Below are 18,055 nucleotides of genomic sequence, written 5' to 3' on the forward strand. Positions count from 1 at the left end.
CAGATCTGGCTATGTCTTGAGCTTACACACTAGTGATCCAGTTTTGTCCACAGATTGGTGTAAACGCTATACACCAATCTCGAACAAAAATTCGTTGTTTTTCAAAACCTTATGGTATAAACCTTTGATGCAACAACCCCAATTAGCACGAGCAGACCTAAGGCTCTGCGAAAATAATTAACGCCTTGAAATAATTCCTCCCACGCCCAAGTAAACAAGGAGCCAAAAGCCACAGCGTCTAACACTGTATTGATTTCGCCGCTTGTAAAAATTAGTTTCAGTAAACTAGCTACACCCCACACAATAAGGGGTGGGTTTGGTGGCTGAGCCACAACAATCTGACCTTCGCTGTCGCGGAAGATTTTATCGAATAATGTATTTTCCATTGTTTGGATGCCCGCGATTGCTGCGCGGTTTATAAGACCTATAACCAAATCTACATCAGAAACTGATGTGGAATCAGAAGAATTTAACGCGACTTGGGAAGATATTGGAACAACTATCAGAGAATAATCAGCTAAACATCTGTATTCTCTACTCTGTTTTGACGTTCCTTAAGCTGCAGTAAGATTTGCGCATGCATCTCGCGGGTAATTGGGTAAAAATACGTTAAAACGACGCCACAAACTAATGCGATCGCTGGTATCGGACCAATAGAGAAGCGAATGACTTCTAACACCGAATCTGGTTGAATTGGTATCGGAATTTCGTTTGTGGGTTTAATATAACCACCGGTACCCAATTGTTGTAAAACAACGTTAACTGCAATCCCCAAACAGATTTTTTGCACAAATACTATGAAGCTATAAAAAATGCCTTCCCGCCGCTGTCCTGTTTTTAATTCATCCAGTTCAATCACATCAGGTAACATTGACCAGGGAATAAGATAAGCAATGGATACGCCAAAACCTGCCATGACTGCTAAAAAGTACATCAACACAACTTGACCAGGCTGTACGAAAAAGAGTCCTACCTGAGCGATAATCCACAAACTCATACCCATATAGTACACGGCTTGTTTGCCATAACGGCGACTGATGGCACTCCAAACAAATAGCATAGACATAGCAGTGCCTTGCACCGCCAAAAGCACTAAGCTAATATGCCATTGTGGAAGGCGCATCCAACTGGTGACAAAGTAAGGGATAATACCAGCCGTTAGCTGGACAGCTAACCAAGAACATAGATAAATCCCCACCACAAATAAGAAAGCGCGATTTGTAAAAGCAATTTTGAGTTGCTGCAATAAGGGAATAGAGACACTTTGCTCTGTTTCGGGGTGTAACTTTGCGACAGCTTGAGCACGTTTTTTGGTTCCCCAAACACACCAATACACAGGTAAAACAGAGATAACCGCACAGATCGCTCCTAGTAATAAAAACTGTTGAGTGCGGTTACCAGGAATCACCAGGGAGATGACTAAACCGATAATAAGAGCAATAATGCTACCGCCAATAGAAAAGGTAAAGCGAAAACTGTTAAGACTGGTGCGTTCGTCGTAATCTTGCGTCAGTTCTGCAGTCAGAGCAGTGTATGGTAAATTGACGATTGTATAAAAACTATTAAAAAAAATCGAAATGGCAGTGTAATACCAAAACAAGCTCCACTGATTCGCCTGATCGTTATTACTAAACTCAGGTACAATCCACTGCAAAAAAAAGAACACTCCAAAGGGAATTGCTCCCCAAATCATCCAGGGATAGCGTCTTCCTTGTTGACTTTGGGTGCGATCGCTCAACACCCCCACCATTGGATCGTTAACCGCATCCCACACTTTGCCGATCAGCTGGGTTTGTCCTGCTAATGTGGGACTTAAACCAGCAACATCCGTGAGAAAGGGAGACAAATAAGAAATCCCAATCATCGCAGTGATCGCCGTACCCAAATCCCCAGCACCAAAAGCAAGTTTGGTACTCAAATCCAGTTTTTCACTTTCAGGAGTCTGTTGAGAGGAGCCATCAGAAGCAGAATTGCTCATAATATCTTGCGCTCATATTAAAATCAAAGGAATTTGTCATACATTCTTAGCAATAAATTAAGTTCCCCATGCCAGACCTTTACGTTTCTTGGTCAGATTATCACCAAAAAATTGAACAACTGGCTGCTCAAGTTTATCAATCCGGCTGGAAATTCAACCAAATTGTTTGTCTTGCTAGAGGAGGACTGCGCGTAGGAGATATCCTCTCACGTATTTATAATCAGCCTTTGGCGATTTTGGCAACCTCATCTTACAGTGGCTCTGGTCAGCAACAAAGGGGCAGTTTAATATTTTCTCATCACTTGACAATGACCACTGAAAATTTAGGTTCGCGGATTCTTTTGGTAGATGATTTGGTAGATTCTGGAATCACACTCAAGGAAACAATTCCTTGGCTAAAAGAACATAGTGATTCTCCTATTGAGGATATTCGTACCGCTGTTATTTGGTACAAAGCCTGTTCAGTGGTAGCACCTAATTACTACCTTGATTATTTGCCTGACAACCCTTGGATACATCAACCTTTTGAACCTTACGAGTTGATGAATCCAGAGGATCTTGTGGCAAAGGTGAGTCATCAATTAGGGGTGTAAGGGTATAAGGGGGTAAGGGTGTAAGGGTGTAGGGGCAAAACAAGTCAAAACCATAAGGTGCCAGTGCGGGGGTGAAGCAGCGCTGCGGGAGGGGAGCCAGTGCGTTGCGGTGAATCCAGCGCTGCAGGCGGGTTTCCCGCCGTAGGCGACTGGTGTTAGCGAAGCGGAACCGAAGGTTCTCCCCGGAGGGAGCCAGTACTTGATGAGGGTTTCCCTCACTTGGTATCTGGCGTTGGGGTTCCCCCCGTTGTAGCACCTGGCGTTTTCCCTCCTATGGCACAAAGTGCCACGCTACGCTATCAGTACTGGCTCCCCTACACCCCTGTGTTTCTTGAAAGTCTCCACGGATTCTCAAAAATCTTTGGAGGATTACCATAGAATAAATTTTCAGCAAAGTGCATATCAGAAGTAGAGAATTATAGGTACACACTACAAAAAACACGGCAAATGAAACATCGTGCACTACTGCTCATAAATACTCACGCCCGCCAAGGGGAAAACCGTCTAGCTGAAGCAGTTGAATGTCTTAAAGAACTGGGCTTCGATTTAATTGATGAGTTCCCAGAAAAACCACAACAGTTATACGACGTTATTATCCGCCACCAACATGAAGTTGATTTAGTGATCATTGGCGGTGGTGATGGCACTCTCAATGCTGCGGTAGACGCTTTGGTAGAAACGCAGTTACCTCTGGGAATTATCCCTCTAGGAACTGCCAACGATTTAGCTAGGACTTTAGAAATTCCAAATTCTCTCCCCGAGGCTTGCAAAATTATTGCCAATAATCAGGCACGACGTATTGATTTGGGGTGGGTAAATGGTAAACACTTTTTCAATGTAGCAAGCTGTGGGCTGAGTGTGAAAATTACTCAGCGACTAACCAAACAAGTGAAGCGTCGTTGGGGAATACTCGCTTACGCGATCACTGCATTGCAAGTGGTTTTGAAATCTCGACCTTTTAGGGCACAGATTAGTATCAACGGCACATCTACCCCAGTAAAAACTGTGCAAATTGCTGTAGGGAATGGTCGATATTATGGTGGTGGTATGGCAGTGGTTCATCATGCCGCAATTGATGACCATAAATTAGATATGTACAGTGTGGAAATTAAACACTGGTGGCAAATTATCCCCTTGTTACCTGCCATGCGAACAGGACGACATATTTTGTCGCCTCATGTCCGTACTGTCAGCGCTCAAGAATTTGAGATTCATACACACAAACCACGCCCCATTAATACAGATGGTGAAATTACGACTTACACTCCTGCTCAATTTCGTGTTGTTCATAGTGCTTTAGCTGTGTTTGTACCATCAAATAAATGATGAACCTGAATCATGACTGATAATCATTGATGAATGAGTAAGTTAGAAGATAGGACATTTTATATCTGATCAATCATCATCACAATGCAGCTAAAATTTTCTCAAGATATTAAATTCCTGCTGCAAAGGTTAGCCGAACAGCCACTCAGTCTTGGTGATGTTTTGGCAGAAACCTCAGAACGTGGTTTTAGCGTAGTCATTGCATTATTGGTTTTGCCATTTTTGTTTCCTGTTCCACCTGGATTAACTGGACCTTTTGGTGGTGCTTGCTTGATATTATCAGCACAGATGGCTTTGGGAAGGCGATCGCCTTGGTTGCCTAAAAAAATTGCGACATATAAATTTCCCCGTTCTTTTACTCAAATAATTTTAAAAAACCTACAAAAAGTCACCAGGATTTTAGAAAAAATTACCCGTCCTCGATTGGCAAAAGTAGCAGAACATCCTTTGACTTGGCGATTCAATGGGTTTTGTATTTCTTGGTTAGCAATTTTATTAATTTTGCCAATTCCTCTGACTAATCCTATTCCTCCAGTAGGTATATTGCTCTTAGCAGTAGCCACTATAGAATCTGACGGTTTCTTGATGTGCGTTGGCTACGTTTTCACGGTTTTGACGACTTTACTATTTGGATTCATCTTTTATGCTTTGTGGATGGCTCCTAGCTTATTGCCAACATTTTTCCATTAATTTTTGAAGACTGGTTGTAGGTTTGTCAAGGTGTGGAAAAATCAGAATCTCAAACAGCAGTCAGAAATAAGATTGTGAAATAAAAAAACCCTCAGTCTATAACTGAGGGCGTCAATTAGGGTGCATCTACCATATCTGTATCCGCCATAAGTTTCTTTGGATCAGGAAGAATAAAAAAGTATTCCGTTGTTGTTTCCAGTTTTTCTTGGTTTAATTCTTGATGTCGCCAGCACACTTGTTGTATTTATCGTCCTTGTCGTTATCCTTCAGACGGCTTGCTTGTTTAAGCACTGGAATATATTGGTTAATCATCCAGATTAGAACCTCTATTGTGGAGTCTCCTTGCTGAATACACCAATTTTGCAGACAAAAATCAAGTGTTAATTGAGTATGAGATGCATCTTTCAAAAAATATTTCTTTGGATAGTAGAATTGTTAGCTAAAAAAGGAAGATAGTTAGCAGCGCGAGGTGAAAATGCGCCAACTCATTATCCAAGTGCCACGGGGCAACGGTAAAGCAGTTATTGACATCGCCAAATCTCACAATGGTGCAAACCTTTCACGGTTGGAAGGAAATGCAGACGAACCGATTGATGTGGTGATCGTTCACGTTTCCAATCGAGAAGTTGGAAAACTTAAGGACGAGTGCTTTGCTTTTTCTTAGCGTTATATGCGTTTGCCGTGTTTGGTTATGTCACTGTAACTCTGGCGACGTTTTTTATTGGTCGTGATGCCGATGATGACCAAGCAGAGTTAGCCGGAATGCTTCAGAGTGAAATTATAGCGTTGCGGGGGGAAATTCAAGAATTATTGCATCAGAATTTACAGCGTTGACGTTAGCAAAGATTAATTAGTGAGGAAAGTTCATGAAAGCAGAAATTACCGCAGCGTGGGACAAGGTTAATAGCATGATCAATGGTTTCATAGCTTTGTTACCAAACATTGTCTTGGGGTTAATTGTCTTCATCTTCTTTCTGTTTATTGCTAGCAGAATTAAGGCACTAGTTAAGCGGTTAACTAGCAACCGTCGCTACGCTCGGAATTTGGGACTAGTGCTGGGAAGGTTAGCGCAGGGGGTGACAGTTTTGATTGGATTGTTTATCGCCCTTTCCATTATAATTCCTACATTTAAAATCAGTGATTTGGTGCAATTGTTAGGAATTAGCAGTGTTGCCATTGGTTTTGCTTTCCGCGATATTTTGCAAAACTTCTTAGCTGGGATTTTAATTCTGCTGACTGAACCTTTCCAAATTAATGACCAAATTGTTTTTAAAAACTTTGAGGGAACTGTAGAAAGTATCGAGACACGGGCGACGACAATCAGAACTTACGATGGTCGGCGGATTGTGATTCCTAACTCGGAATTGTTTACTAATTCGGTAACTGTAAACACTGCCTTTGATAACCGTCGATTAGAGTACGATGTTGGCATTGGCTACGGTGACGACATTGATTTAGCCAAGCAGTTGATGCTAGAAGCAATGCATAGCATAGACGAGATTTTAAAAGATCCGGCTCCTGATGTACTGGCTATGGAACTAGCCGGAAGTAGTGTTAACATCCGTGTACGTTGGTGGATTAATCCACCACGACGGGCAGATAGTCTGACTTCACGGGACAAGGTGATTACTGCAATTAAGAAAAAACTTGTTGCAAATGGCATTGATTTGCCCTTCCCAACTCAACAAATTTTATTCCACGACCAGACTGAAGAGACAGATGGAAACAGATCGCGTCAGCGTGAAGGTTGGCCATCTGGTAAAGGTCAAGTACCGAAGCCTCGCCGTATCAGTGATTCTCTCAGGTTACTTGCTCAAAAGCAAGACGATGGCAACAGTAAGGTAGATTCTACAATGGTCAATAACGAAATATGAAAAATGTAAAACTGAGCAAACTGTGGGATACGCTCCACTCAAGTTACTGGTTCATTCCCTCAATTATGGCCATAATTACTACTGCGTTGGCATTCACAATGTTAATGCTCGATCGCACAGGTAAAGCAAATATTAATTATTGGTGGAGCTACACTGGTGGAGCAGACGGAGCGCGATCGCTTTTAGGAGCGGTTGCAGGTTCAATGATTAGCGTTGCTGCCACAGCATTTTCAATTACAATCGTGGCGCTTCAGTTAGCTGCTTCCAATTTTGGGCCGCGGCTTCTACGTAATTTCATGCAAGATACTGGTAATCAAGTTGTCCTTGGTACATTTATCAGTACGTTTATCTATTGCTTGCTCATACTTCGGACTATTCATAGTGAAGGAGATGGATATAGTCGGTTTGTACCACAAATTTCGATTACGTGTGGTATTTTACTAGCAATTATTAGCATCGCAGTTTTGATTTATTTTATCGATCATGCTTCTACAATAATTCAGGCTTCGCACATCATCGAAAATGTTAGTGATGACTTAGATAGAGCCATTGATCGCTTGTTTCCCAAAAAAATCGGACGTAGTGGCCCATTCGGACAAGAAGTTGCAGAAATACCTGAGAATTTTGACTTAGTTGCTTCTCCGGTAAGAGTTACTGATAATGGTTACATACAAGCAATTGACGACGAAGAATTAATTAAAATTGCCCGAAAACACAATCTTTTACTGCGTGTCGAGTCTCGACCAGGAAAGTTTGTTATTAAGAACAGTAATTTGGTTATGGTTTTCCCAGGTGAATTGGTGAATCGAAAATTAACCAAACAAATTAATGATGCATTTATTTTGGGTAAAGAACGTAGCGAACAGCAAGATATCGAGTTTCCCATAGTTCAGTTAGTAGAAATTGCCCTACGTGCGCTTTCTCCAGGGATTAATGACCCATTTACCGCAATTCGATGTGTTGATAGACTGGGAGCAGGACTGTCCCGTTTAGCTCAAAAAGATTTTCCTTCACCCTACCGTTACGATGAAGATCATAAATTACGTGCGATTGCTTTTGGGGCGACATTTGAGGGATTGGTTGATAGTGCCTTTAACGGAATTCGCCAATATGCACGCTCTGATACATCAGTAACCATTCGTTTATTGGAAGCGATCGCCAGTATTGCGACTTACACTAACAATCCAGAATCCCAAGCAGTTTTACAGCGTCATGCTGACATGATTTTGCGCGGTAGCCAAGAGGGTTTACCAGAAGAACTAGACCGCAAAGACGTACAAGAAGGGTATCAAGCCGTTATCAAAGCTTTAAACTGCAACAGTGGTATTAAACATTGGAATTAATCGTAAAAGAAGCTTTTTTAAGTAATATTTTCGTATTGGTTATACGTATGAAAACTATAAATTGGCGAGGATATTGAGTTATCGCGTGGGTAGGACAAGCTCTACTAGCAATTTTTGCGATCGCTGCAGCAGTTCAAGGTAAGTGGTTAAACGCTTTGAGTTTGGCAATCTTCCTTATTGTATCCTTCGTGTTTGTTGTTAAAGATGATAAATTACCTACCTTATTTGATTTTTTATTCGTCTTGGCTGCATTGCTAAATGCTACTGGTTGGGTATGGAATTTATTTGGTATGCCAGGCCCCTATGACGAAATGGTTCATGGTTATACAACTTTTGCAATTACCTTAGCACTGAGTTTTTTAGTATATAGTTCAATGTTGAATATATTTCGGAATCATACAATTTTATATCTGGTGACAATTATTAGTTTTGGCATTGCGATCGGTGCTTTATGGGAAGTTACCGAATGGTCTGCTGGGAAAATTCTTAATACTCAAGTAATTGAAAGTTTAGATGACACTATTATTGATTTAATTATGGATTCTCTTGGGGCTGTATTAGCAGCTTTAATTAGCCTTTGGGCATTGCGAGAGTGGATATCTCGTAGAGAGCTAGTGAGTTACTGAGTGCTATCAAAACTTTGGTTTACAATAGTATTACCCGGCATAATAGCCTGGAGTTTAGACTAAAAGCGATAAAAGGAAACGCAAGGTAACTGAAATTACTGGTAAAAAATACTTTCTCGTAATTCTCAAGCCATTAGTAACTCTTTCAAGGCGATTATACCTACGACGTTTTGCTGTTGACGCATTGTCCCCTAAAAAATTGGGCAGCCTTCGTGTTATTGATCTGTCGGCGCAGTCGGGTACTCTATGAGATATTTGATATCAAATCCCTAAGTATCTAATGGTATTTTCGCCTTTTGAAACACTTGCTCAGCAGTAAATTCCAATCCCTCAAATAGAGAATCTGTAAGTAATTCCTCTCCCATATAAGTCTGGGGTGCTGCATCTGGATAAAAAACCGTAATGCTTCTAGCTTTACTATCTACCACCCAAACCCGCAGCACCTTAGCGTCTAAATAGTCTTTTGCTTTAGCAGCCATTTGTCCAAAAGTTTGTCCTGGCGAAATGATCTCAATGACCAAATCGGGAGGAACAGAACACACTCCGTCTTCTTCCCAGTCGGCGGGTAAAAGTTCATTGGAGATGTATAAAATATCAGGTATGGGCACCCAATCTCGTCCCCGACGGGTTAATGCAATAGCCAATTCTGGACAAACCTCACCTTTGCCCTGACACCATTGCTCAATCAAATACAGTAGGGTGCGGGTAAGTTTAGAGTGAAATTTTTTTGGTGACATCTTAGGAATTGCCTGACCATCAACCAGTTCGTAAGTGATATCTCCGTCGCCTGGGGGAAGATTCAGGAACTGTTGCAAGGTCAGTTGATTGTTAGCTTGGAGTATCATGACGCGAATGAACTGGCGGCTAATTTCATTGTAATTGGGTCATATCTTGCAGCGATCGCCAACCACCGCCAGAGGTTAGAAACTCCACAGCGAGTAGCGAAAATCCTATCAAGAAGACTAAACTTTTACAGTGAACAGTGATAACTGATAACTGTTCACCCTTCGGGGAGAACCTTCGGTTCCGCTTCGCTAACGCCAGATGCCTACGGAGGGAAACCCTCCTGCAGCACTGGACTCACTGGTAACTGATAACTGATTCGGTCATTGCATTGCCTGCAACACCTCTCGGATAGTATCTGATGGCACTTCATCAGTAATCGTCACCACACCAATTTGCGTTGGCAGAATAAACCTGACTTTACCCGCTTTGACTTTCTTATCTAGTTGCAAAGACTCAATAATTGCTTCAATATCCACACCGGACGGTAACTGAGTTGGTAAACTTGCTTTTTGAATTAGGGCGTCTTGACGTTCAGCTTCTTCCTTTTTCCACATCCCCAGTTTGACAGCAATCTGCCCTGCTGCAACCATACCAATGGCGACTGCTTCACCGTGATTCACGACTCGATAACCTGTTAAACTTTCTACTGCATGCGCAATGGTATGACCGTAGTTGAGAATTGCCCGGAGTCCTGCTTCTTTCTCATCCTTACCGACGACATCTGCTTTGGCTTGACAAGAACGGTTGAGAATGGCTTCAATCAATTCAGCTTTGATGTAGCGTAGTTGATCTAAGCGTTTACTCTCTTCCATTTGGGCAAATAACTCCGCATCCCAAATGACGCCGTACTTAATAACTTCTGCCATTCCAGCACGAAATTCACGAACTGGTAAACTTTTCAGGACTTCTGGATCAATCAAAACCAAGCGCGGTTGATGAAACGCCCCTATCAAGTTTTTGCCTTGGGGATGATTGACACCAGTTTTGCCACCTATCGCTGCATCTACCATTGCCAAAAGTGAGGTTGGCACTTGTACAAAGTTAATTCCTCGCAGCCAAGTGGCAGCAGCAAAGCCAGTCATATCCCCAATGACTCCTCCCCCTAAAGCTACCATCGTTGAGGAGCGTTCTATGCGGTTTTCTAGGGCGGTGTCGTAAATTTTCTGTACGGAACTGAGGGTTTTGTAGCGTTCACCGGGGCTTAAATTGCAGCTAACAACTTCAAACCCCGCAGCTTCCAGAGATGCTAGTACCCTTTCCCCATAATGTTTGAAAATAGTCGGGTTAGAAACCAATAGGACTTTTTTGCCCAGCTTCAGATTGCTCATCATCTCGCCCAGCTGATCTATGCCCCCTGGTGCAATCGCAATCTCATAAGACTGTTGTGGTAGATTTACGTTAATAATTGAAGTCATATCAAGTTCGATTAATTATTTACAATAAAAACACCTCACCCCCATCCCCTCTCCGAATTCGCGGAGAGAGGTGCCCGAAGAGCGGGGTGAGGTTCTTGGTTTTTTATAAGTGTTCATCCGGACATGATATCATAACCAAATCCCAAACAAGCGCCCCACGGCTGTATTCTACAGCATTCACAGTCCTTATACCGGATGTGAGACGCTTTCTGCTTCACCTTTTCAATATTATTCACAACTGGTTAAAAAGGTCGCTTTGCTAAATTTGGGAATGAATTATGGTTGTAGTCAATCCCTGTAGAGACGTTGCATCCGAAAGTTCTACATCAATAGAAATTTAGAAACTCATATCTTGATTCAGCAACGCCAAAAAGGTAGAGTTATGAGGCACACTTATCAATCATCAAGCAATTAATCACTGATAACTGATAACTGTTCACTGTTCACTGCTTTAATTCGTAGTCTCCTGAACAACTTGACCTGGAGCGTTAATTTCAACGGATTTGTTACCAGAACCATCAACAGAGATACGGAATAAGCGTTCACCCTCAGACGAAGTATAACTTGTCTGTTGATCGGAATTTTGAACTTGAACAGGAGCAGCATTCAGTTGCAGCTTGTTTGCTTTCCTGTCAAAGACATTCATCCGCGTTTGGGTTCCTTGACGGAAAACTCTTATACTGTAGTTTGGTGTTTGAAAGGTAGTGACTGTTGTTTGTGGTTTAATGAGTGTAGTGGAGGGTCTTTTGACTGTTTGAGCGACAACAATACTAGGTTTAAACCCCAACCCACCAATTACCACTAAAGCGGTAGCTAGAAAAGCGTATTTCGTAATCATAAGTCGTTATTCTATTGTTATAGCCACAATAAATTTGGATTGATTATAACTATGAAGTCTCTCTTGTTATAGGATAACTTAGCAAAGGTTCAAGAAATATTTTTATTGAGTCGTTCATCTGTAAATGATTGAATAATATTTATAAACGATTTTGGAGAAAGTTCGATGTTTGCTATCATTGCTTACTTACTGTTCTTAGGTCTGTTCTTTGGGATCGCTGTTGGGTTACTTTTCGGTCTTCGTGCTGTCAAGCTGATTTAATTGCTCTTTTGAGTTGCACCTAAAGGCGAGGACAGTTGCCTACTCAGAGTTGTTGGAGCGGAGGAAACCTCCGCTCTCGCCGCTCTTGTAAGCTGTCCCTCGCAAGCTTTTCTTCAGCTTCTTAGCGTCTTTGCCCGAGATTTTTATCCCACAACGGCTTCTATAGGTGCTTTAGATTGACCGACAAAAGGAGAACGCGTCTCTAGACCAAGCAAATTTAGCATTTCATGGTCAGCGTTGTATCCTGGACAAGGAGTGGTAACTGTTAACATATGCCCATCGTCACTGGAAAAGATAGAATTGGCTCCTGCCAAAAAGCATAAAGCTTGTTCTACCTGCGAAAGTCTGGCCCTACCTGCACTAAGACGAATATCCGAAGCAGGCATGACAATGCGTGCCGTGGCAATCATTCGCACCACTTCCCAAATAGGAACATCAGGTTGATTTTCCAAGGGCGTGCCCTGAACTTGTGAGAGAATATTTATTGGTACTGACTCTGGATGTGGATGCAAAGTTCCCAGAGTGTGCAACATAGATATGCGGTCATCTACGCTTTCGCCTAAGCCGAGAATACCGCCAGAGCATACAGTTACATTTGTTTGCCGGACGTTGTTAATTGTGTTGAGGCGATCGCCATAAGTTCTGGTTGTAATGATAGTGCTGTAGTAGTCTTCGGAGGTATCCAAATTGTGGTTGTAGGCATAAAGCCCTGCTTCTTCCAAGCGCTTGGCTTGTGCTTGAGTTAGCATGCCTAAAGTGCAGCAAACCTCTAAACCCAATGCTGTCACCTCTTTAACCATGTCCAACACGTGCTCAAATTGGGAGTTATCGCGCACCTCTCGCCAAGCTGCGCCCATGCAGACACGACTCACCCCACTTTCTTTTGCTTGTTGGGCAATTTTAACGACTGTTTCTTTTTCTAAGAGTGCTTGTGCGTTAACCTCTGTTTTGTAGCGGGAGGACTGGGCACAGTAGCTACAATCTTCTGGACAACCCCCTGTTTTGATAGATATCAGTTTACAGACTTGTATTTTGCTTGGATCATGAAATTGGCGATGTACACTAGCCCCTTGATAAATCAGATCTAGCAGTGGTGTATCATGTATTTTACGTATTTCTGATTCTTGCCAATCGTACCGTATTACTACTGACATTTCTATACTTTAGTTAGATTTGTAGATAATTTTAGCTCTTTCTCAAGTATTAACTAGCTGATGTTCCTCATACAGAAAGCCTCACTGCTGTTAAATTATGAAGGGGCACCGATAGCAATGGTAAGCAAATCTTCAGTAGTATATGGAATTGGAATTGCCGAATCTGACGACACAACGCTTGTTATTAAGACTAGCAACAAATGATGATATACCAAAAATCCTCAGATTTTACACTGAAAATAAAGTATATCTTACTCCATTTTCTGCTCTTTGGTTTGATAACTTCTTTACAGAAGAGTATTGGCTAAATCAGTTAGAAAATAACTATTTAGAATTTCTTAACGATATATCATTAAGATTATTTATTTTTTTTAAAGCTAATCAAAAAAACATTATTGGATTTATCAACTTTTCCAATTTTGTCAGAAGGTCTGCACAGTACTGTAATGTAGGATACGGTCTTGCAGAAGCTGAACAAGGAAAAGGTTATATGACAGAGGCATTGCAAGCAGCGATTGACTATGTATTTCAAGACTTAAATATGCACCGAATTATGGCAAATTATATGCCTCATAATCAGCGTAGTGGTAACGTACTGAGAAAGTTAGGATTTGTTGTAGAAGGCTATGCCAGGGACTATTTATTAATTAATGGAAAATGGCAAGACCACATCCTTACAAGTATCACTCATCCTAACTGGCGGGCAAATCCATAAGCTTGTACACATAAAATTCAAGCATTTTAATCCCAACTGAGCTACACCCAACAACAATTTTGGATAACTTGGATAAATAGTAATGACTTTGGCTGAAACTGCAAACAACACCCATTCTACCAATCCTTTTCTCAATCTCCACTACGAAAGAGCTGTTGAATCTCTGGGTGAGGACTACTACGATGAAGTCGCCGCAGCAGAATTTCCTCAACATATCCTACGGTGGCGTAATGATGCACTTTTACACCGCCTAGGACTAAATCCGCAATTGGTAAAAGACGATGATTTTATCTCAGCCTTTGGCAAATTTGAGGAACGAAAACCACTTTTAGCACTGTGTTACCACGGTTATCAATTTGGGGAATACAATCCTTTTTTAGGAGATGGTAGGGGCTTTCTCTACGGACAAGTACGTGGTACTGATGGCGAACTATACGACTTTGGCACCAAAGGTTCCGGTAAAACTCCTTACTCCCGTGGTGGTGATGGTATGTTAACACTCAAGGGTGGAGTACGGGAAGTTCTGGCTGCAGAAATGTTACATCACTTGGGTGTACGCACTTCACGTTGTTTGAGCATGATTGAAACAGGCTTATCCCTTTGGCGAGGTGATGAACCTTCTCCTACTCGTTCTTCGGTGATTGTGAGGATGGGGCGATCGCACATTCGGTTTGGGACTTTTGAACGACTGCATTATTTGCGACGTCCAGATTTGACCAAAAAACTACTAGACCATGTCATTGAGCAGTATTATCGAGATTTCATCACCGAAGAAGATAAGTATGTTCTATTTTATGCCAATTTAGTTAAACGCACAGCAGAACTAGTGGCGCAGTGGATGGCAGCAGGTTTTTGTCATGCAGTGCTCAACACAGATAATATGTCAATAACTGGGGAAAGTTTTGATTACGGTCCTTATGCTTTTATAACGAGTTACCAGCCCTACTTCACCGCTGCCTATTTCGATCATTATGGACGCTACTGTTACACTCATCAACCTGGAATTTGTAAGTGGAATTTAGAAACACTCCAAGACGCCCTCAAAGGTGTTATTGATTACGGTGATATGCAGGCTGGATTGGCTGGATTTGATGAGCATTATCAAAGAGAATACCGCACTTTAATGTTAAAGAAGTTGGGTTTTGAGCAACTGTCACACCCAGAAGCGGATGAGCTTTTAAATCTCACAATGAAATTTTTGCAAGATAGCCAAGTTGGTTATCATCAGTTCTTTTACGAAATGGCTCGCACCTTTTCATTAAAATGGCGAGATGAACCAGGTTTGATTATGGCAGATTCAGATCTTGTACCAGCATCAGGAGTATCAGAAGTTTTTGATAATTGGTGTCTTATATACCATAAAATGTTAAATAATTTTGACCCGGATCAAATAGATAGTATTGCCCAAACTCTAACTCGTCAAAATCCCAAAACTGTAATACATAAACCAGTGATTGAATCAATTTGGCAATCCATTGTTCAGGAAGATAACTGGCAACCTTTTTATGAGTTAATTGAGTGCATTCAGTCTGGAAAATAGACATGGCTAAAACCTGATTAAAGTTATTCAACCTTAATCGTTGTGTTGAGCCTCAGAATTAGACCTACGTTATCGGCAAGTGTTTAAGTTCTTACCTTGGGGTGCAAGCCCAGGCCCCAAGCTTTCTTAGTTTTTGATTAGATTATAAAATCAAAATCTCTAAATTACGCTTTTGAACGCGAATTGGTACTAATAGAAAACTCGCGTTACGAATATGTGTAAACAAGCGAGCTAGTTGTGAGCGAAGAAGAATTTTATCGGTGTATCCAAATTCTCCGTCAGCAGATAGAGACGCTGCAAAAGTACTCAAAAGGAGCTATAAAGCGTACACCAGGAGATGCTATTTAGAAATTTTTTCTGAGGATTTTACCATCGAATCTAAATATCATTTGGTCGATAAACTGCACCAAATGAGTGATCACTATTAACCTCAATCACTAAATCAACAAATGTGGGAGATTTAACTAACGGATTGATGAATAATTCTGGGTGCAAAGAACACCAAAAGTAATTTACAAATTGCTCCACTTGTTTTTCACTCATTCCTGACTTACCAGCAGCAATCATTTGCCGTTCCGCTTGTTTGCGCCACTCTAAGGAAAGACGATAATCTTTGGGATATAGCAAAATTAGGTTATCTAACTGCTCCCACAGTGGTAGGTAATCGCTGAGTTTGTTATTCATCTGACGGGCAAACGCTTTATCCTCATCTGTTATGATAGGGGGTGGTGCGGTGTCAAACGCAGTAGGCTCAATTGGTCGTACACCCACAAACCAACCTTCAAACAAGACAATATCTACATTCTCTACAATTTCTGGAGTCGTTCTATCGCCAGCACCCGCGTGGAGAGATTTGTCGAAACGGGGAACTGCAACAGGACTTTTGCGCTGGCGGATCTGCTGCAGTATTGTTAAACCCAATTCTACATCGTGTGTTCCTGGAGGACCACGCCAAACTAAGCGCGGTTGTTTCTGTTTTAATGCCAAGCGCTGATCATATGTTTTGTACAAGTCATCTAAAGATAAACTCAGCGTACGGTATCCCAACTGTTTGAGAATCGCGCACACAGTATTACACATCGTCGTTTTGCCTGTTCCCTGTCCTCCTAATATACCTTGTATGAACGGACGCCCCAATTGTTGGTGATTAGATACTAGTTGTTTTGCTAAAGATAGCCAAAGATTATTTTCATTAGTCATTAGTCATTAGTCATTAGTCATTAGTCATTAGTCATTAGTCAAAAATAATTTTTTTCTACTCTCTTCCCCCTGCCCCGTTCGGCTGCCCCCTGTGCTCCCTTCTCCCTGCCCCCTTCTCCCTTCTCCCTGCTCCCTTCTCCCTTTTCCGTTCACGAACCAAGCTTGAAAGCTTCCAGAAACAAGCTGTACATAAAACCGATTTTAAGGATATTGAGAGATTCTATCCAAAGCGCCTGTCGCTCTCGTATGCTACGACCGTAGTATATCCGGCTGCCGACTTCTGTTAATGCCAATAACACTCCAGCAACAACAATGTCCCATTCAGCAGTTTGTCCAGATGTGGTGGCAACTGCGCTTCCCAGAAAAAAACCGAACAAACAACTAATTATCAAAACCGAAAACCGTCGCCAAGGATTGAAAAACCATAGCCGCAAGCGCAATGCAATGGCATTGAATAAGTTGTTTAGGCGTGTGTTTTGCATGAATGGAACTTCCGCAATGACTAGGAGAGTAGGGGGCACCCGAGCACCCGAGCACAAGCAGCAGGGAGGCAGGGAGAAATATTTTCATGTCTTCTGCTGTAAGCACTTTATGAGGGCTAGTTTTAAGGTAAAGTCAAGAAATCATGACATATTTCTATAGGGGGATTCAAAAAATAAAATGTCCTAAAGTTATTCGTTAATGTGTAGAAAACGGTTATTAGTGTTGATGCCTAGCCCAGAGGCTGGGTAATTGATTGTGGATTTCTTGCTGGCAAGTGCCATATGGAGGATATCTGGCTTAGCATATGCTTGCTTAAATAGTATTGTGGGTATTTGTTAGGTTTTGAATAAGCATACAAAATATATACTTTTCTTCATTGTGAGCAACAACCTTGCTGTTTCTCTTAAAGAAGCATACATGATATATTTCACGCACTAGTTCCCAGACAGCCTTGGGTGGGCAACTTTTTTAAATTGCTCTTACCGCTATTGGGCTGCTACTTGGTCAAGCCCACACCAAAAATCATTATCAGTAAAATATATTACCATGAGCCCGCCAGTGTATTGTCACGCTGTTCTGGTAGGTTTTTCGTTGGGAGTGCTGTTTCTACCAATGGGATGCCGTCAGAAGAGTGTATCCTTCGAGTCCACAAAATTAGAAGCTTCTTCTCTACCGTCTGCTCAAACACATCAGGAACAGAGCGCAGCATCATCATCATCTGGTTCCTCAGTATCTACAAAAAGTTATCAAGTCGAAAGTGGCAGTGGGGGGATCAAGCATACCGTTATGACATATCAACAGGGATCAAGTGGCCAAGCAGCGAATCAAGGAACTTTACGAATGAGCAACCAAACTAATCAACCTGTGCGCCTTGCTCTACTGTCGCGACGTTCTCTAAAGAAAGGCTCTTCCTCTGGACAGATTAAAGATGCTGTCCCAGCACACTGGGATTTTGCTCCACAAGAAGGAAGTGAGAAGGGGATGATTCTAGCTTTACCTAACGGTAAGTTAGAACTGGAGAAGGGAGATATTTTAGTTGCCTTTGCACAAGATGGTTCCCGTCGCTACTGGGGTCCATATGTCGTTGGAGAAACTTCCTCACCAAGCTGGAATTCTCAAAAGAAAGAATGGCAACTTATTCTTAGTCCTTAGCCACGAGTTATTAATCATTAGTTCTTAGCCCTTGTGGTGTTGAGTACCTGGAACCGAAAAACTGAGCCAAAGTCATGTTGA

Annotated in this window: 20 protein-coding genes and 1 pseudogene; 12 read left to right on the plus strand and 9 right to left on the minus strand. The window is 41.8% G+C overall.

Annotated elements, in window-relative coordinates:
- Positions 1–101: 101 nt before the first annotated feature.
- A complete protein-coding gene (locus AC5JM2_RS26620) occupies positions 102–386 on the minus strand; it encodes a hypothetical protein (protein WP_495837826.1) in 285 nt (94 codons plus the stop codon).
- Positions 387–517: 131 nt separating this feature from the next.
- Positions 518–1,978, minus strand: a complete 1,461-nt coding sequence (locus tag AC5JM2_RS26625; protein ID WP_495837827.1) for an MFS transporter — start codon at positions 1,976–1,978, stop codon at positions 518–520.
- A 68-nt stretch (positions 1,979–2,046) separates the two neighbouring features.
- Here AC5JM2_RS26625 and AC5JM2_RS26630 point away from each other — a divergent pair, with 68 nt between their 5' ends.
- The 3 genes from AC5JM2_RS26630 to AC5JM2_RS26640 all read left to right on the plus strand — a co-directional run bounded on the left by AC5JM2_RS26630 (position 2,047) and on the right by AC5JM2_RS26640 (position 4,587).
- Positions 2,047–2,571, plus strand: coding sequence for a phosphoribosyltransferase (locus AC5JM2_RS26630; RefSeq protein ID WP_495837828.1), 525 nt, complete (start codon positions 2,047–2,049; stop codon positions 2,569–2,571).
- Between the two features lie 447 nt (positions 2,572–3,018).
- Positions 3,019–3,897, plus strand: a complete 879-nt coding sequence (locus AC5JM2_RS26635; protein WP_495837829.1) for a lipid kinase — start codon at positions 3,019–3,021, stop codon at positions 3,895–3,897.
- Positions 3,898–3,981: 84 nt separating this feature from the next.
- A complete protein-coding gene (locus tag AC5JM2_RS26640; RefSeq protein ID WP_495837830.1) occupies positions 3,982–4,587 on the plus strand; it encodes an exopolysaccharide biosynthesis protein in 606 nt (201 codons plus the stop codon).
- Between the two features lie 210 nt (positions 4,588–4,797).
- Here the strand turns inward: AC5JM2_RS26640 and AC5JM2_RS26645 are convergent, their stop codons facing one another.
- Complete coding sequence (locus tag AC5JM2_RS26645; RefSeq protein ID WP_495837831.1) at positions 4,798–4,995, minus strand: hypothetical protein; 198 nt, start codon at positions 4,993–4,995, stop codon at positions 4,798–4,800.
- Between the two features lie 67 nt (positions 4,996–5,062).
- Between AC5JM2_RS26645 and AC5JM2_RS26650 the strand changes: the two genes are divergently transcribed.
- The 5 genes and pseudogenes from AC5JM2_RS26650 to AC5JM2_RS26670 all read left to right on the plus strand — a co-directional run bounded on the left by AC5JM2_RS26650 (position 5,063) and on the right by AC5JM2_RS26670 (position 8,430).
- Positions 5,063–5,251, plus strand: a complete 189-nt coding sequence (locus AC5JM2_RS26650) for a hypothetical protein (protein WP_495837832.1) — start codon at positions 5,063–5,065, stop codon at positions 5,249–5,251.
- Positions 5,227–5,421, plus strand: a pseudogene (locus tag AC5JM2_RS26655) (potassium channel protein); the annotation flags it as partial. The gene AC5JM2_RS26650 and the pseudogene AC5JM2_RS26655, both read left to right, overlap by 25 nt.
- Positions 5,422–5,453: 32 nt before the next feature.
- Complete coding sequence (locus tag AC5JM2_RS26660) at positions 5,454–6,461, plus strand: mechanosensitive ion channel family protein (protein ID WP_495837833.1); 1,008 nt, start codon at positions 5,454–5,456, stop codon at positions 6,459–6,461.
- Positions 6,458–7,804 carry a DUF2254 domain-containing protein gene (locus tag AC5JM2_RS26665; RefSeq protein WP_495837834.1) on the plus strand — a complete coding sequence of 449 codons (1,347 nt, stop codon included), beginning with the start codon at positions 6,458–6,460 and terminating at the stop codon, positions 7,802–7,804. Before AC5JM2_RS26660 ends, AC5JM2_RS26665 begins: the two co-directional genes overlap by 4 nt.
- A gap of 80 nt (positions 7,805–7,884) precedes the next feature.
- On the plus strand, positions 7,885–8,430 hold the full coding sequence (locus tag AC5JM2_RS26670) for a DUF2238 domain-containing protein (RefSeq protein ID WP_495837877.1): 546 nt from the start codon (positions 7,885–7,887) through the stop codon (positions 8,428–8,430).
- Between the two features lie 269 nt (positions 8,431–8,699).
- On the opposite strand, the gene AC5JM2_RS26675 is transcribed toward AC5JM2_RS26670, so the two are convergent.
- The 3 genes from AC5JM2_RS26675 to AC5JM2_RS26685 all read right to left on the minus strand — a co-directional run bounded on the left by AC5JM2_RS26675 (position 8,700) and on the right by AC5JM2_RS26685 (position 11,469).
- Entirely contained in the window at positions 8,700–9,275 is a 576-nt protein-coding gene (locus tag AC5JM2_RS26675; RefSeq protein ID WP_495837835.1) for a Uma2 family endonuclease, read from the minus strand.
- A gap of 261 nt (positions 9,276–9,536) precedes the next feature.
- Positions 9,537–10,631, minus strand: coding sequence for a 3-dehydroquinate synthase (gene aroB, locus AC5JM2_RS26680; protein ID WP_495837836.1), 1,095 nt, complete (start codon positions 10,629–10,631; stop codon positions 9,537–9,539).
- 451 nt (positions 10,632–11,082) lie between these two features.
- Positions 11,083–11,469 carry a hypothetical protein gene (locus AC5JM2_RS26685; protein ID WP_495837837.1) on the minus strand — a complete coding sequence of 129 codons (387 nt, stop codon included), beginning with the start codon at positions 11,467–11,469 and terminating at the stop codon, positions 11,083–11,085.
- Between the two features lie 165 nt (positions 11,470–11,634).
- Here AC5JM2_RS26685 and petL point away from each other — a divergent pair, with 165 nt between their 5' ends.
- Positions 11,635–11,730 carry a cytochrome b6-f complex subunit PetL gene (gene petL, locus AC5JM2_RS26690; protein ID WP_495837838.1) on the plus strand — a complete coding sequence of 32 codons (96 nt, stop codon included), beginning with the start codon at positions 11,635–11,637 and terminating at the stop codon, positions 11,728–11,730.
- Between the two features lie 143 nt (positions 11,731–11,873).
- Here the strand turns inward: petL and bioB are convergent, their stop codons facing one another.
- Positions 11,874–12,884 (minus strand): biotin synthase BioB, encoded by a 1,011-nt coding sequence (gene bioB / locus AC5JM2_RS26695; RefSeq protein WP_495837839.1) that lies wholly within the window; start codon positions 12,882–12,884, stop codon positions 11,874–11,876.
- Positions 12,885–13,026: 142 nt separating this feature from the next.
- Between bioB and AC5JM2_RS26700 the strand changes: the two genes are divergently transcribed.
- On the plus strand, positions 13,027–13,599 hold the full coding sequence (locus AC5JM2_RS26700; protein WP_495837840.1) for a GNAT family N-acetyltransferase: 573 nt from the start codon (positions 13,027–13,029) through the stop codon (positions 13,597–13,599).
- A gap of 82 nt (positions 13,600–13,681) precedes the next feature.
- The gene (locus tag AC5JM2_RS26705; RefSeq protein WP_495837841.1) at positions 13,682–15,139 is read left to right on the plus strand and encodes a protein adenylyltransferase SelO; all 1,458 of its coding nucleotides are present in this window, start codon (positions 13,682–13,684) and stop codon (positions 15,137–15,139) included.
- 378 nt (positions 15,140–15,517) lie between these two features.
- On the opposite strand, the gene AC5JM2_RS26710 is transcribed toward AC5JM2_RS26705, so the two are convergent.
- The gene (locus AC5JM2_RS26710; RefSeq protein ID WP_495837842.1) at positions 15,518–16,339 is read right to left on the minus strand and encodes a glycerate kinase; all 822 of its coding nucleotides are present in this window, start codon (positions 16,337–16,339) and stop codon (positions 15,518–15,520) included.
- A gap of 149 nt (positions 16,340–16,488) precedes the next feature.
- The gene (locus AC5JM2_RS26715; RefSeq protein WP_495837843.1) at positions 16,489–16,821 is read right to left on the minus strand and encodes a DUF565 domain-containing protein; all 333 of its coding nucleotides are present in this window, start codon (positions 16,819–16,821) and stop codon (positions 16,489–16,491) included.
- A 547-nt stretch (positions 16,822–17,368) separates the two neighbouring features.
- On the opposite strand from AC5JM2_RS26715, the gene AC5JM2_RS26720 reads away from it, so the two are divergent.
- Complete coding sequence (locus AC5JM2_RS26720) at positions 17,369–17,974, plus strand: hypothetical protein (protein ID WP_495837844.1); 606 nt, start codon at positions 17,369–17,371, stop codon at positions 17,972–17,974.
- The last annotated feature ends 81 nt before the right edge of the window (positions 17,975–18,055 follow it).

The sequence above is a fragment of the Brasilonema angustatum genome (genome assembly GCF_059505445.1).